This window comes from Paenibacillus pinihumi DSM 23905 = JCM 16419 (genome assembly GCF_000422505.1).
Taxonomy (GTDB): domain Bacteria; phylum Bacillota; class Bacilli; order Paenibacillales; family Paenibacillaceae; genus Paenibacillus_D; species Paenibacillus_D pinihumi.
The window spans coordinates 278254-293759 of sequence record NZ_KE383867.1; the positions used below are offsets into that span (position 1 = coordinate 278254).

Sequence of the window (15506 nt, forward strand, 5' to 3'; positions counted from 1 at the left end):
CCCGTCTTCCGGTTGCACGGTAAGCTAGATACAAAGCGAGGAACATTTCGTTTTAATCACCAGTAGAAGAGGGGAAGTAAAATGAAAAAAAGCAATAAGCTTGGCTTGTGTCTGCTGGCGCTTATGCTGATGCTGACGGCCTGCGGCGGCAACAGCGGCACGCAAACCGGAGGCACTCCTGATAATACGCCACAAGGCGGCAAGGCTGCGGGCAATGGAGAGAAAGTGACCATTTCCTTTATGCATTTCAAAAGTGATTTTACAGATGGCATGAATAAAATTGTCGAACAGTTTGAAACCGAAAACCCGGATATCAAGGTAGATGTTCAGCCTGTTAAATATGATGATTACTATACGCTGCTCAAAACAAAAATGGCCGGTGGCGATGTCGTGGATGTCTTTACGCTGAATGCGGGAGCCCAGACCAAGCTGTTCGTGGACGGCGGCTACCTGGAGGATTTGAGCGGCAAGCCGTTCCTTTCGAACTTTGAACAGAGTGTCGTTGATTCTCAAAAAACGGATGGCAAGAACTACATTATGCCAATGAACGCGAACCCGATCGCGGTATTTTATAACAAACAAATATTCAGCGAGCTTGGCATTGAGGTGCCGAGAACCTATGATGCAATGATCGCAGCGGCTGAAAAGGTGAAAGCGGCAGGCAAGACACCATTCGCGCTCGGCTGGAAAGACGGCTGGACCCTTGGCATGTGGATCGGCAGGGACCTGCCAAGCAATACGGCCCTGGTAGCCAATCAGCCGGATTTCTTCGAAAAGCTGGAGACCGGTGAGGTCAAATTCGCAGACAACCCGGCGATCAAAACGACAATTCAGCATGCCAAGGAGCTTTTTGCTCTCGGAAACAAAGACCAGCTCGGCGTGGACTACAACGGCGTAGTCGATCTGTTCGCCAAGGGCGAAGCGGCGATGATGTACATGGGCACATGGCCGCTGGCAGACATTCAGAAGAAAAATCCTGACATTTATAATAATATGGGCTACTTCCCTTACCCGTTCAGCAATGACGAGAAGCTGAACAAGCTCGAATTCAACCCGGATGCATCCCTTGCCATCAGCAGCAAATCACAGCACAAGGAAGCCGCTGAGAAGTTCCTGGCCTTTATGGCGAGTAAGGAAGGCGGAGATTTGCTTGTAAAGAACATCAACTCCCTGAGCTATGTGAAAGGGACAGATACCAATATCGCTCCGGCTGTCAATGATTTGAAGCCGTACTTTGACAGCGGGGATATGTATGATTCCCAGGTGTATCTGGCCAAGACGACAATTGACTGGTCCGGACAGCTCATCCAGAATCTTCAGAAGCTGTTCTTCAACAAGGCAACTGAGGATGAAGTGATCCAGGCGATGGACAATTGGGTGCAAAAAAATCACAAATAACGGGCATCACGAGATAACGGCATAGGCGCTGCCTATGCCGTTATACATCGGGAAAGGGAAGCTATGGCAAATTTAAAACGAATCATTCGAGGCGAGCTGTGGTATGTGCTGTTTCTCATCCCAGGCTTGGCGTTGTTTACGCTGGCGGTTCTCGTACCGCTTGGCATGGGAGTCGGTTATTCAATGACCAGCTGGGACGGCCTGTCCCCATCAGCGAAATATATAGGCTGGAGCAATTATACCAGGGCTTTGGCAGACAGCGATTTGTGGAGCGCTTTATGGAATACGTTCAAGTATGCCATTGTCATCACGATTCTGGTCAATGTGATCGCGCTGCTGCTGGCGCTGCTGCTCGACAGCTATCTGAAATTCAAGAATGTATTCCGGACCGTATTTTTCCTGCCGGGTGTCATTTCGATTGTACTATCAGGATTTATATGGAAATATAACTACGCGATCGGGATTCCGAATTTATTCAGCTATTTTGGGGTTGAGCTTACAAGTCCGCTGGGCGATCCCGATTATGCGCTGCTCGGGCTGATTATTATTGCTGTCTGGCAGGGCATCGGGTCGCCGATGATCATTTACATCGCGGGTCTGCAAGGCGTGCCCGGCGAGCTTTTGGAGAGCGCACGCATCGACGGGGCAAACACGACCAGGACATTTTGGCATATCACGCTGCCGCTGATCGCTCCCTCCATTACGATTAATATGCTGCTGGTGCTCACGGGCGCACTGAAAGTATTCGATCTCGTCTATGTGACGACTCAGGGCGGACCCGCATTCTCTACCGAGGTAATCACCACCTATATTTTCAAAATCTCGTTCTCGTCCTTCCAGGCGGGCTACGGAACGGCCTTGTCGATGATTTTCTTCTTGATTCTCGTCATCGTGACCGTTGTGCAAATCTCAATTTTTAGAAGGCGGGAGGTAGACCTCTAATGAAAATCAGACAGACCGCTATCTTCTCCGCCGTTCTGCTGGCAGCGCTGGTATTTCTGTTCCCGTTCTATGTCGCTTTGCTTATGGCGCTCAAGACGCCCAAGGAAACCTTTGACTCCTTCTACGGTTTGCCTTCAAGTCTGAATATGGCCAACTTTGCATCCGCCTGGAGCGCGTCCAATTATCCGTCCGCCATGCTGAACAGTTTTCTGATTACGGCGATTTCGATCACGCTTATTATTTTCGTTTCCGCCTTGGCAGGCTACTCCATTGCCAGACGCAACAAGCCCTTTTATAATTTCATCTTTATCGTATTTCTCGCCGGACTTGTCGTTCCGTTCCAGATTACGATGCTGCCCCTTTACAAGCTGGGCAAGGATTTGGGACTGCTGAATACGCACTGGGGAATTGCCCTGATTTACGGCGGGTTTGGCGTACAGATGGGCGTCCTGTTCTATGCAGGGTTTATCCGTGCAATCTCGACGGAGATCGAGGAGGCTGCCAAGATTGACGGATGCTCGACGCCGGGTATCTTTATCCGGATTATTATGCCGCTGCTCAAACCTGTGACGGCAACCGTACTCGTGCTTAATGCGCTGTTTATCTGGAATGACTTTTTGCTGCCCCTCCTGTATTTACAGGATAAGGCGTACCGGACGATACCGCTCCAGCAGTATTTCTTTTTCGGCCAGTACAGCAGTGATCTGAACTTGGCCTTTGCCTATGCGGTAATGGGAATGATCCCGATTATTGCCTTCTTCCTGCTGATGCAGAAATATATCATTAAGGGGATTGCAGCCGGGGCTGTGAAAGGTTAGGTGAAGGGGCAGACATGGTCTGCCCCTTAAACCGGCAACTGGCAAAAAATTGAACACCGTTCGCACAAATAATTGAATGTTCGCTGTCAATCCCTCACGATATAATGAGCTTCGGGGCGTGCTGCACCAGGATGAAATGCGCCTACTCGTTCATTCGGAGGGATTATTCATGTTGATGAAAAGCGTGAAATTCTTCGTGATTCTGACGCTCGGATTTTCATTGTATCTGTCGTCAGAGACATCCAGAGCGTCTGCAGCAGGAGTGGAAATTTCACAGACGGGCAATATTGTAACCGCTACCAATGGGATTCTGTCCGTCACGTATGACCTGTCTTCAGGGACAGGGGAGCTTAAGCAGAGCGGCAATACACTGATGTCCGGCTTCTACTCGAATTATGGGCTGGACGGAAGCTCCACACGGTACAAGTCGTCAGACCCGGCAGCCCGAACGGCCAGTTGGACGTCTATCGGATCAGACGGATATGGGACGGGCGGCAAGAAGCTGACCATTACGAGCAGTCTCTCATCCGGTTCTACGATTGAGCTGCACCTTGCAATGTATGAGGACAAGCCATATCTGCTCGCAGATATGACAGTGAGCCGTCCGGGAGGACTGACCGTCAATTTCCTGGAACCGATTGCCGCGAACAACCTCGATATCGGTCCGGGCACCGACAAGCGCATTTATACGGCGCCTTATACGAACAACTATGACTTTGGCGTAGCCCCGGTGAATGATTTTGGCAAGAGCCAAAATGGGGATGACCGCCCGCATGGGTTCGTTGAAACGTGGAGCCCTTTCAACGGCAGGAGCTACTGGGTGGCCGGTATGTTCGACAATATCAGCCAGAAGGGCTTTATTGCAGGGGCAGCGACGACCACCAATTGGAAGAGCATGCAGCACCTTGGCCAGGCTTCTGCACCTAATGGTCCGCTGAGCGGCTTTACCGTTTACAATGCGGGCGGAAAGATGAGCGGCCCCTCTGTTTCCTCCGACCGTTTTTTCCTCGGATACTTCGACGATTACCGTGACGGGCTGGAGACCTTTGGCAAAGTATATGCCGTAGGCGAGCCCAAGCTGGAGTGGAGCGGAGATGTGCCGATCGGCTTCAACACCTGGTATGCTTACTATACTTACCCGACGGCAGATGCCTTGCTGCCCCTTACGGACTATTTTGCCGACCACCTCAAATCACTGGGCTATAATTATATGAATCTCGACTGCTGCTACCAGGGAGTGCCGGGGCAGACAGATGTGCAGAATTTGAATGAATTCGTCGACTACGTCCATGGCAAAGGATTAAAGGCAGGGACTTATTCAGCGCCGTTTGCGATTTTTGATGATTTAAACTCGACCGTGCCGGGAACGTCTTATACCTTTGGAGAGATTGCCCTCAAGGATGCTGCGGGGAATCCGATCAAATCTTATATTAATACGTACATTGTAGACGCGACCCATCCGGGCGGGCAGGCCTATCTGAGCTGGATTATGGAGACCTATCATGTCAATCCGGGCTTTGATTATGTGAAGCTCGACTTCATCGATCTTGGCATGTACGAGGGCAGCTTCTATGACACAACGAAGAATGGCATGCAGGCGTATCGGATCGGGATGGATCTCATGCGCGATCTGCTGATGGCCGCGCCGCAGGACATTTTCATTAATGAATCCATTGCACCGTTAATGCCTTCCGGGCAGGCACACGGCAGAAGGACAGCTGTTGATACGACAATCGGCCTGGAGTCGTATCCGGGCATCGAGCGTCAGGCGTTCAATACGTCGGCATCCTGGTGGACGAATGGTACGATGTATGCCTATAACGATCCGGATATGATTTTCCCGGAGAACATTATTGACGGCTTTAACAAAATGACATTAAATGAAGCAAAGCTGCTTGCCACCTCAATTATTCTGGGCGGTGGACATTGGCTGGTCGGGGACAATGTTCCATTCCTGGCTGATGACAGAATGGATGTTCTGATGAATGAGGAATTGCTTGCTCTGGTGAAAAAGGGCCAGGCAGCCAAGCCGGTCAGGATGACGAATTTTTATCATAAGCTGGAGCATTCGCCTGATGTTATCTATTTGACGGATACGAACGGGGACAAGGTTGTCGGGCTGTCCAACTGGAATATGAATCAGCCGCTCCCGGTATCTGTTGCCTTCAAGGACCTTGGGCTGAATCCAAGCGCGTCTTATACATTGACGGAGCTGTACAGCAAGACGAAGACAGGTGTTTACTCCGGAAGCTACAGCCGGACTCTGAAGCCGGGAGAGTCGGTCATTATCCGAATTTCGGAGCAGTCCACAAGCTGGCCTGCGGAGCCGGTGAATCTGGCGCTTGGCAAGCCTGCGGCAGCTTCGTCAACCTGGTCAGCCCAAACCGGTTATGAGGCATCCAAAGTGACGGACGGAAGCTTGTCGACACGCTGGAGCGCAGAGGGAGGTACGGCGAACAATCAGTGGATTGAGGTCAATTTTGGAGCACAGACAGATGTAAACAGGGTTGTCGTGCATGAATACGGAAGCGGCAATCAAAGTTTCCAGATCGAAACGTATGCGCTCCAATATTGGAACGGTTCCAGCTACGTCGATCTGACCAAGGGGTATACGATCGGCGACCGCAAGGAGTTCAATTTTTCTGCGGTGTCCACAACCAAGATCAGATTGTACGTCAAGAATGCGAGGTTCATTCCTTCCATTCAGGAAATTGAAGCCTATCATGTACCGGGCAATACCGGAAGCATCATTGATCAGGACAACAGCGGGGCTGCATACGAAACCTACTCGGATATCCGCGATGCGGTTCAGCGGATGCAGACATTCACGCTCACATCCTCGGGCCTGCCAAGAATGGATGTCTATCTGTACGAGAGCTATGTCAACAAGGTACCGGAGGATAATCTCTATCTGGATATTGTTCTGCTTGATGAGCATGATAATCCTTCTGAAGTGCTCTTCAGCGCTGCTCTTCATCCATACAATATGCCGGGCACACCGATGCCGTATGCGATTTTCCCTCGTCTGACGGGGCTGGATACGTCCAAAAAATATGGTCTGATTCTCCGTTCCCCGCAGTCGAAGGATGATAAATCGACGAATAATAAATACGGTTTTGCCTATAGCGATGCCAATCCGTACGCGGGAGGCTTTGAGCGGCTGTCCACAGACGGCGGAGCCACCTGGCATACAGAGAGCGGAGGCAACCGTGATCTGATTTTCACAATTTACAAATAATTGCATATCGAAATCTCAAACAGCCATCTTCTCCGCTACTGCTGCATGGAGGGGATGGCTGTTATTTCTTTCGTAGTGTTAAACAAATAATCAGTCTTGCAGGCAAAGACAGCCCGTGTTCCAAAGATTATAGTAGGGTTGGGTCGAGCCGGATCTGAACTGCCGGTTTTTCACACGGCGGACTTGCTCGAGCCTGCCATTCAACTTATCGAGTTAGGCCGCTTCAATCGGTACTGGCGCGGGCTGACTCCATAGTAGGCACTAAAATGCCGGGTAAAGGGGTGAAGCGATACATAACCGAGTATATCGGAAATGGTGGTGACGGACAGCTCCGTTTCGAGCAGAAGATTGGCGGCACGCCGCATGACCAGATTATGATGGTAGGCTTTGGGCGTCAGCCCTGTCTCCCGGACAAACAAGGAGTAAAAGTAAGAGCGCTTGAGATCGCACCGGACGGCCCAGGATTCAATGGAGCCAGGCTCTTCCGGGTGCTCGTTTAAATAAGCCAGCAGCTTGACGATCCGGTAGTCGGTAGGCTGGCGGGTATGGATCACGTTGTACCAGCCCAAAATCCAGGCATAGAGCAGTTGATTGACCATCTCCATCCGGTAATGGAAGGAGCTGCTGTAGACATTCGAGAGGGTAACGAATGCTTCATAGAGCCAGGGATAGGGCTGGAGCGAAAATGCGCTCGGCAGTGAATCCAGCTCCGGGCATTCCTCGGTAAGCGCAAGCGGGTCCATATGAAGGGGCTCTGGCGCATATATAAAGCCGCGGCTTGGTGATAGCGGCCGCTGCGCCTCCCACAAATCACAATAAATATTGTATGAGGAAAGACGGTGTCCGGGCTTCACATGGAACGCATGCGGCTCCCCCGGCCTTACAAATATGAGCGTCTTGCTCTCAATCGGGTAGCGGATTCCATTAACTTCCATCTCTCCTGGTCCATCGTTGAATAAATGAAAGGCAAATACATTGCCGGCCCGCAGCTTCTCGTTGGAGCGGCCCGCATAGAGATAACTCATCGAATCCCCGACATAGGGGGTAAGCTCATTCAGCGTCTTCATAACAATGCTCTCCATTTCATATCGCTTAAAAATATTAGCGGACAAATCATCAAATGAATGGATGACGAAGCAAATACATCATTCCTTAACCATGTTACAATAACTACGAAATTTATGAAAGCGGTCTGCTTTTATTAGCGGATTAATTATCAATATATGAACAAGCTTGCAGCCAGTCCGGATTGTGTATTGGAACCCCGGGCGGTCAGCAGCAGCATACTCGAGAGGATGGAAAAAATGAACAACTTCAAGCTTTGGTACAACGGCCCTGCAGCAGGCTGGGCGCAAGGACTTCCGATTGGCAACGGCAGAATAGGTGCAGTCGTTCATGAAGGGCTGGAGCAAGAGACCTGGAACATGACAGAGGTCACATACTGGTCCGGCAAATCCGAACGGATCACAGGTTCACCGGACGGCAAAGCTGCTCTGGAGCAGATGCGGGAGCCATTTTTCAAAGGTGATTATGCGGCGGGCGACCGTCTGGCCAAGGAATTCCTTCAGCCGAAGAAAGGCAACTTCGGGACACATCTTCGACTGTGCGATGTGGTTCTGCGCTATGGGGACCAGATGCAGTCGGTTGTTCGTGAGCTGAATCTGGAGACGGCTGTTGCAGAGGCTGCATATAGAGGCTCTGATTACACGATTGCAAGAGAGACCTTTGCCTCGCATCCCGCAGGCATTGTTGTATCCCGGATTAAGGGTGACAAGCCCGGAAAGGTGAGCTTTACGCTTCGTCTTGAAGGGCGCACCAAGGAATTTACAGCTTCTCTGGTTGATCCGCATACACTTGTATTCTCAGGACAGGCGCTGGAGGATGTCCACAGCAACGGCCAATGTGGCGTTCTGTGCCAGGGTGAACTGGCTGTCAAGGTTGAAGGAGGTACGGTTCAAAGCAAGGACCAGGAGATTATCATCGAAGGGGCAGATGAGGCTGTGATTTACTTTGCGGTCCATACGGATTATGCGAAGTCGGGCCAGAGCTGGATTGCAGACAGCCGCAGACAAGTTCAGGCTGCACAGTCCAAGGATTATGTGCAGTTGAAAGAGGAGCATCTCTCCGATTATCAGTCCTTATATAAACGTGTAAGCGTCAATTTGGGCAGTTCCCCGTACAGCGAACTCCCGACAGATGAGCGCACAAGACGCCTGCGGGACGGGCATACCGATGATCCGGCACTGACGGCGTTGTTCTATCAATATGGACGGTATTTGACAATTGCCGGCTCCAGAGCAGATTCCCCGCTGCCGCTCAATCTCCAGGGGTTGTGGAATGACGGGGAGGCGAACCGGATGGCCTGGAGCTGTGATTACCATCTGGATGTCAATACGGAAATGAATTATTACCCGACTGAGATCAGCAATCTGGCAGAATGCCATGTTCCGCTGATGAACTATATCGGGCGTCTGGCGGAAGCAGGACGCCTCGCGGCAAAGGATTTCTACGGGTGTGATGGCTGGGTTGCGCATGTATTCTCCAATGCATGGGGCTTCACAGTTCCGGGCTGGGAGACTTCATGGGGATTGAATGTCACAGGCGGTCTATGGATCGCTACCCATATGAAGGAGCACTACGAATACGGACTGGACCGCGGATTTCTGGAGCAGCAGGCGTATCCGGTCATGAAGGAAGCTGCTATCTTCTTCCTGGACTATATGGTCATTCATCCGAAGTACGGCTGGCTCGTAACCGGACCTTCCAATTCGCCGGAGAACAGCTTCTATCCGGGAGCGCCCGAGGAGGGCGCACAGCAGCTGACAATGGGCTCTACGATGGACCAGATGCTGGTGCGGGATCTGTTCGGTTTTGTTTTGGAAACAGCTGAGCTGCTGGATACGGATCAGGAGCTGCAAGCACGGCTGAGAACGGCAATCGGACAATTGCCGCCGCTGCAAATCGGCAGGAAGGGACAACTGCAGGAGTGGCTGGAGGATTACGAGGAAGCACAGCCGGAGCATCGCCACCTCTCCCACCTGTATGGGCTGTATCCGGGCAGCCAAATCGCGCCGAACAAGACGCCTGAGCTGAGCGAAGCTGTGCGCAAGACCCTGCTCGGCCGGATGCAGACAGAGGAGCTGGAGGATATTGAGTTTACTGCGGCCTTGTTTGCATCGGGCTTCTCCAGACTCCATGACGGGGAGCGGGCAGCCAAGCATGTAAATCATCTCATTGGCGAGCTCTGCTTCGACAACCTGCTGACCTATTCCAAAGCCGGAGTAGCTGGTGCGGAGACCAATATATTCGTCGTTGACGGAAATTATGGCGGAGCGGCGGCGATCGCAGATATGCTGCTGCAGAGCCATGCTGGAGAAATTCATCTGCTGCCGGCTATTCCGAAGGCATGGGAGAGCGGTTCTTATGAAGGCTTGCGTGCGAAGGGCAATCTGGAGATTGATGCAGCCTGGGAGCAGGGGGCACTGAGCGGAGCGGTGATCAAAGCTTACTCCTCTACGAACGCTGTTGTACGTGCCGGCGAGACGGTGGTGACATTGGAGCTTGAGGCAGGGCGTGTATATGAACTGGACAGCCGTCTTCAGGTAACCGCTATCGGATAGTTTGATCGTTAGTCCCTTGCCGGACCAGTTCTGAATCACATACAATCAAGCATCATCAAACCTGGGAGGAAACCACATTGAATTCACATATATTGGCTGGCAAGCACACCCTTCACTATGACCGCCCTGCTGCTACATTCTTCGAGGGTGCGCTGCTGGGCAACGGCGGGCTCGGCGTTGTTGTCACGACCCGTCCGGATGCGGTAGCCATTCATTTTGGACATAACAATGTGTGGGATATCCGGATTGAAGAGAATCATCAGGATCAAATCGGCGATTTCGAAAGCCTCTTTACCAGAATGAAGGACATACCTGTGGATTTTGCTTCATTGGACGAGGATGACTGGTACCGGGAATATGTTCAAATGACGGCTGAGAACTACAGCCATCCTTATCCGCGCCCGATGCCGTGTGGTACGTTGGTGCTGGGCTTTGACCGCCGTGAGGCCGAGGTGCTGGGCCACTCGCTGCATATGGACAACGGTTTATGCGAAGTCCATTTCAAATTCGGTGACGGAGAGGCGACTTTGCAAATCTTTGCAGACCAGAATGACGACCGCTTGTGGCTGACTATTAAGAATGCAGATGGTACAGGACCAGCATCACTGTTTAACCGGGTCCGGCTGCTGCCTGATCCGAATACGCCGCAGGAATTGCCTGAACTGAGCGCTGCGGTCGACTTTTCGGCCAGCCAGCTTTCGTACCGTCAGATTCTTCCTTTCTCCGTGAAGGAAGATGCGGGTGAGGCGGAAAGGGCCAAGAACCGGGCTTTCCGGCTGTCTGCAAGGTTGTCGCAAGCTTTTGAACAGAAAGGGACGGAGGAGTTGGAGGCGGGACTGATTCGGGGGAACACTTCGTTTACAGCCTGTATCATGCTTGAAGAAGGGCTGGATACAGAGGTGTCCAAGACGCCGCCACTGCTCCCGGAACCTGATTATAAAGCTTTTACGGAAGCAATGGCGGCATCGGACAGCGTATGGGATGCGTTTTGGTCCCGCTCCGGGGTATCGTTGGAAGATGAGGAACTGGAGCAGGTATGGTACCGGAACCTGTATTTCTTCCAATGTGCGGTGAAGCCGGGTGTAACATGTCCGGGATTGTTCGCCAACTGGAGTTACGGCAGAATTGGATCGGAATGGCATGGGGACTATCACATGAATTATAATACCCAACAGCCTTTTTGGCTCGCCTTCTCCAGCAATCATGCCGACAAGCATCTGCCCTATGTGGATATGGTCGATCACGTGCTTCCGGTCAGCAGAAAGTGGGCAAATGAATATTACGGTCTGCGCGGAGCTTATTTCCCCCACTCGGCCTATCCGGTCGAAATGAACATGATGCCGTATCCGGTCCCGCACTGGGGCTGGGAGATTTGCGAGACACCGTGGACTGTACAAAGCTTATGGTGGCATTATATGTACACGATGGATGAGGATTTTCTGGCGGAACGGGCATTTTGCCCCATAAAGGATGCGGTTCTGTTCATGGTCGATTATATGAAGCGCCCGGATGCGCACGGGGAAGCATGGGGAGATGACCGTTACCACATTTATCCGACTGTTGTGCCTGAGCTGTACGAGTTGACCCCTGGATTTAAGAAAAACAAGGATTGTCTCGTCGATTTGACCCTGACCAAATTTTTGTTCCATGCATTTGGCAAGGCGTGCGCGGTGCTGAAAAGGACGGAAGCGGAGCAGGAACTGCTGCAAGAGGTCAGGGATATTCTGGAGCGTTTCCCGGAATATCCAACGGCCATATCCCAGCGTGGAGAAGTTTTTGTATCTGTTCACGGAGAGGACCCGGAGGCCGTATACAATGTACCAAACAGTATAACTCCTGTTTTTCCTGGCGAGGAGTACGGGCTTCACTCATCACCGGAGGATTACGAGATTGCCCTCAATTCGTATTTGAACCATCGCAATGAAGGCGGCAACGAGCTGGTCTTCTATCACATGGCGGGAGCCCGGCTTGGCCGGCTTGATCTGGAGCGTTTCAAACGCCAGATTGCCTACTGCATGCTGCCAAACGGAACCTGCACCGACAAGCTTCTGGAGGCTGGCGGACGGTATTCAGACGCGACAGCGTTTGATTATATGGCTCCAATGGGCATCTGGTTTGAAAATTTTGCGCTGCCCGCGGTTATTAACGAATGTCTGATGCAGAGTTATAATGGCATTATCCGGCTGTTCCCGAACTGGCCGCTTCATCAGCGCGCAGAGTTTTCCACACTGCGGGCTGTTGGGGGCTTCTTGATCAGCGCCTCTGCAGGAGAAGGAACGGTTAGCTGGGTAGAGGTGCAGAGCGAAGCCGGGGAACCGCTTAGCGTATATAATCCTTGGGGGGATGTCGTGACCTGCATCAGGGAGCAGGGATCACTGTCCTTGTCGGGCAGCATTCTCACAATTGATACCGTTCAAGGAGAGACGCTTCGCCTCGAGCCTGCCTCGGCATCATCACATTAAACTTTCGGGGGTTAGAGCAAGATGAATGCACAGACTGAATATGGCCGCGAAGTGCAAGTACGGCGCGGGCTTCCGAATCTTCAAGCAAGGCGGCAAAGGAATGAACCGATTATAGTCGGATTCCTGGGCGGCTCCATCACGGAGGGCTACGGTGCCAAGGACCCGGATACAGGCTGCTACCGGGCTCTGACCGGGCAATACTTGCAGAATGTTTTTGGCTCAGACAATGTCACCTGCATCAATGCAGGCGTTGGAGGGACGACTTCAACATTCGGCGCCCATCGTTTCCAGGAGCATGTGATGTCCGGCATCAGCAGTATTGATCTGCTCTTCGTGGAGTTCAGCGTTAATGACGGCGCAGACCGTGAAGAATCCATTCGCGGGGTGGAAGGCATCGTCAGACAGTGTAATCGTCTGAATCCGCAGGCTGACATCTGTTTCCTGTATACGGCAGACGATGACAATCTGGGAGAGGGGTTGCCGTTCAACATTGCTGTTCATGAGGAAGTTGCCGCCCATTACAATCTCCCGTCAGTCAACTTTGCGGCTCATGTCCGCGGGATGATTCGTGAGGGAGAAACAACATGGGAGGAGCTTGCCCCTGACCGCACCCATCCGAATGATGCGGGGTATGCTGTCTATGCAGACAGACTCACTACATTTCTTGGCACTGTACTCAGCGAAGAGGCAGTTACAGATGTCCACCTGATTCAAGCTGCGGCAACCGCTCCGCTGGAGGCGAATAATCTGGCATATGCGGCGATGCAGGATATTGCCGGACTGGCAACGCCTGATGGGTTCTCGCTGCGAGATTTGTCACAGGAGCCGATCATGAACTGGCGCTACGACTCCACCCATCTGTTCACCGACCAGCCTGGGGCAGAACTGACAATCGGACTGCAAGTCAAAGGAATCGGCGTATTGGCGATGTGGGGGCCAAAGTCGGGCATATTCGAGTACTCTGTTAACGGGTCGGCGTATAAGCAGGTCAACATGTTCGATGAATGGTGTCTCGGTGCTTATCGGCCGATTATCTCTCAGCTGGAGCTGTATGAAGAGGCACAGTCTATCCGGCTGTCGATCCGCAATACGGCAAGCAAGGATGAGCGCAGTATCGGCAATGAGCTTCGGCTTCTGAAACTTCTGGTTATTGAAGAGTAGCCCATAATAGTTCACATCGTCACGAAAAAAAGCAGCAGCTTGCGAACGGCTAATCGTTCTCAAGCTGCTGCTTGCTATATCCCGTTGTCGGGTGCCTCAATGACACCCTTCTGCGGCAGGCGAATTTGCACCGTGGTTCCAATGCCGGGCCGGCTGAACACGTTCACTCCGTAATCTTCACCGAATTTCAATTTGATTCTGCGGTCGACATTCATAATGCCATAGCCTCGTCCAGGGCGCTCCTGGAGCAGGGATTCGACTGTCTCCTGGCTCATGCCCACTCCGTCATCAATGACCGACAGCACAATATCATCTGCTTCCAAAATGCCTTTAATATGAATGTTTAACCGGTTGTCCTGATCCCACAGAGCATGAACGACGGAATTTTCGACAAATGGCTGCAAGGTAAGCTTCACTGTAGAGTGTGGCAGGATTGCTTCGTCTACAGAATATGTGACGTTCAGCTGACCTTCAAATCGGGTTGTCTGAATGGCAATGTAGCTCTGGGTGAGCTTGAGCTCCTCATGAATCGGAAGGATGCTCTTGCCTTTATTCAGTGAAATCCGGTAGAACTTCGCCAGATTGACCACCATATTCTGAATGCGCGGGTCATTATGCTTCATTGCAAGCGATGAGATAGAGCCTAGCGTATTATACAGAAAATGCGGATTAATCTGGGCCTGCAGCAGCTCCAGCTCGGCCTCCTTGCCCGATATTTCCTTCTGATACACCTCTGTAATGAGATTTTTCAGACGCACGGTCATCTGATCGAAGGCAAAATGAAGCTGGCCAATCTCATCATTCCCCAGATTCCGGTGGCCCGCCGGAGTAAAATCTCCCCGCTCAACACGACGCACCATCTTAATCAAGATCGTAATCCGCTTGCTGAACAGCAGTGCGGTAATATAGATGAGCAGCAGGGCGACCACAATAAAGGCGAGCGAGATCACCAAAATCAGGTTGGAGAATGAACGTGCTTCATGGATGATCCGTTCATACGGGAAAACCGATACAGTCTTCCAGCCGTTTTTGACTGTATTGGAGACGGCAATAGCCTTCTCTCCCTTGTATACCGCATCAAATCTGCCGGCCGGAAGTCCGTTCTCTCCGAGGTCAAGCAGCTTGGGCAGACTTGTATTGAGCATTTGCTTATCCGCTGCCGACAAAATAATGCCGTCCTCGTTCACGATGAATATATCCTTGTCATCCGTCTCCTTTTCCATCAGAGAGTAGATGGCTGATTCGGGAATCCGGAACACCAGAATGCCATAGGGGTATTGAATCTGGTTGTTATTCAAAAGCCTGGCAATCGTAAACATTGCGGGGCTGTTCCCGGTCTGTGGAGTGGACATATGAACAAGGTTGCCGTGAGATTCGCTGAGCAGGTGAAACAATTCGGATTTCCTGGTGGCATCTGTTACCGGATGAACGTAATAATTATCTTTGGGCAACGATGCATTATCCGAATAAATAAAAACCTCATCAAAATCCATGTAGGCCGTTTTGATCGTGTCGATGCTGTTGCCGATGAATCTGTAAGCCTCCAAATAGGAAGGGGTGTCGTCGTATTCGCTGGTTAAATAGCCGGACAGACGGTTATCCAGGTAGATGGAGGCGGAAATCCGCTCATAGCTGTCCAGCTTGTTCTCCAGGTTTTTATTGATTTGTGCTGTTGAGGTTACCATATTAATATAAATTTGCTCCGTCAGCTTGGACTTTGTCAGCTCGAATGAAAAGTAGACGAACAGCAGCATCGGGATGATCGTCACCAGAACGAACACGACAAACATCTTGGAGCGGAAGCTTAAGTTTACAAAGGGCAAGTAAATCCATTTATGATACAAATAACGCACGGTGGCGGGAGCCT

General features: G+C 51.5%; 9 protein-coding genes. 7 read left to right on the forward strand and 2 right to left on the reverse strand.

The features are described 5' to 3' along the window. Nucleotides 1–81 precede the first annotated feature (81 nt). The 4 genes from H583_RS0127250 to H583_RS0127265 all read left to right on the forward strand — a co-directional run bounded on the left by H583_RS0127250 (nt 82) and on the right by H583_RS0127265 (nt 6396). Nucleotides 82–1398, forward strand: coding sequence for an ABC transporter substrate-binding protein (locus H583_RS0127250; protein WP_028563253.1), 1317 nt, complete (start codon nt 82–84; stop codon nt 1396–1398). A gap of 63 nt (nt 1399–1461) precedes the next feature. Next, a complete protein-coding gene (locus tag H583_RS0127255) occupies nt 1462–2340 on the forward strand; it encodes a carbohydrate ABC transporter permease (RefSeq protein WP_028563254.1) in 879 nt (292 codons plus the stop codon). Further along, nucleotides 2340–3158, forward strand: coding sequence for a carbohydrate ABC transporter permease (locus H583_RS0127260; RefSeq protein ID WP_028563255.1), 819 nt, complete (start codon nt 2340–2342; stop codon nt 3156–3158). Before H583_RS0127255 ends, H583_RS0127260 begins: the two co-directional genes overlap by 1 nt. A gap of 169 nt (nt 3159–3327) precedes the next feature. Next, nucleotides 3328–6396 (forward strand): discoidin domain-containing protein, encoded by a 3069-nt coding sequence (locus H583_RS0127265; RefSeq protein ID WP_028563256.1) that lies wholly within the window; start codon nt 3328–3330, stop codon nt 6394–6396. A 200-nt stretch (nt 6397–6596) separates the two neighbouring features. Here H583_RS0127265 and H583_RS0127270 read toward each other — a convergent pair whose 3' ends face one another. Beyond that, the gene (locus H583_RS0127270) at nt 6597–7463 is read right to left on the reverse strand and encodes an AraC family transcriptional regulator (RefSeq protein WP_028563257.1); all 867 of its coding nucleotides are present in this window, start codon (nt 7461–7463) and stop codon (nt 6597–6599) included. A 237-nt stretch (nt 7464–7700) separates the two neighbouring features. Between H583_RS0127270 and H583_RS0127275 the strand changes: the two genes are divergently transcribed. The 3 genes from H583_RS0127275 (at nt 7701) to H583_RS0127285 (ending at nt 13639) form a co-directional block, all read left to right on the forward strand. Continuing rightward, the gene (locus tag H583_RS0127275; protein WP_028563258.1) at nt 7701–10016 is read left to right on the forward strand and encodes a glycoside hydrolase family 95 protein; all 2316 of its coding nucleotides are present in this window, start codon (nt 7701–7703) and stop codon (nt 10014–10016) included. Between the two features lie 77 nt (nt 10017–10093). Beyond that, nucleotides 10094–12478, forward strand: coding sequence for a glycosyl hydrolase family 95 catalytic domain-containing protein (locus tag H583_RS0127280; protein WP_028563259.1), 2385 nt, complete (start codon nt 10094–10096; stop codon nt 12476–12478). Nucleotides 12479–12499: 21 nt separating this feature from the next. Then, the gene (locus H583_RS0127285; RefSeq protein WP_028563260.1) at nt 12500–13639 is read left to right on the forward strand and encodes an SGNH/GDSL hydrolase family protein; all 1140 of its coding nucleotides are present in this window, start codon (nt 12500–12502) and stop codon (nt 13637–13639) included. A 74-nt stretch (nt 13640–13713) separates the two neighbouring features. Here H583_RS0127285 and H583_RS34495 read toward each other — a convergent pair whose 3' ends face one another. Then, a complete protein-coding gene (locus tag H583_RS34495; RefSeq protein WP_051237098.1) occupies nt 13714–15492 on the reverse strand; it encodes a cache domain-containing sensor histidine kinase in 1779 nt (592 codons plus the stop codon). Nucleotides 15493–15506: the final 14 nt, after the last annotated feature.

What these genes read in the sequence shown, in the direction of transcription:
- H583_RS0127265 (WP_028563256.1), top strand. Translation starts at nt 3,328, where the DNA reads ATGTTGATGAAAAGCGTGAAATTCTTCGTGATTCTGACGCTCGGATTT.
- H583_RS0127260 (WP_028563255.1), top strand. Translation starts at nt 2,340, where the DNA reads ATGAAAATCAGACAGACCGCTATCTTCTCCGCCGTTCTGCTGGCAGCG.
- H583_RS0127250 (WP_028563253.1), top strand. Translation starts at nt 82, where the DNA reads ATGAAAAAAAGCAATAAGCTTGGCTTGTGTCTGCTGGCGCTTATGCTG.
- H583_RS0127285 (WP_028563260.1), top strand. Translation starts at nt 12,500, where the DNA reads ATGAATGCACAGACTGAATATGGCCGCGAAGTGCAAGTACGGCGCGGG.
- H583_RS0127270 (WP_028563257.1), bottom strand. Translation starts at nt 7,463, where the DNA reads ATGAAGACGCTGAATGAGCTTACCCCCTATGTCGGGGATTCGATGAGT.
- H583_RS0127275 (WP_028563258.1), top strand. Translation starts at nt 7,701, where the DNA reads ATGAACAACTTCAAGCTTTGGTACAACGGCCCTGCAGCAGGCTGGGCG.
- H583_RS0127255 (WP_028563254.1), top strand. Translation starts at nt 1,462, where the DNA reads ATGGCAAATTTAAAACGAATCATTCGAGGCGAGCTGTGGTATGTGCTG.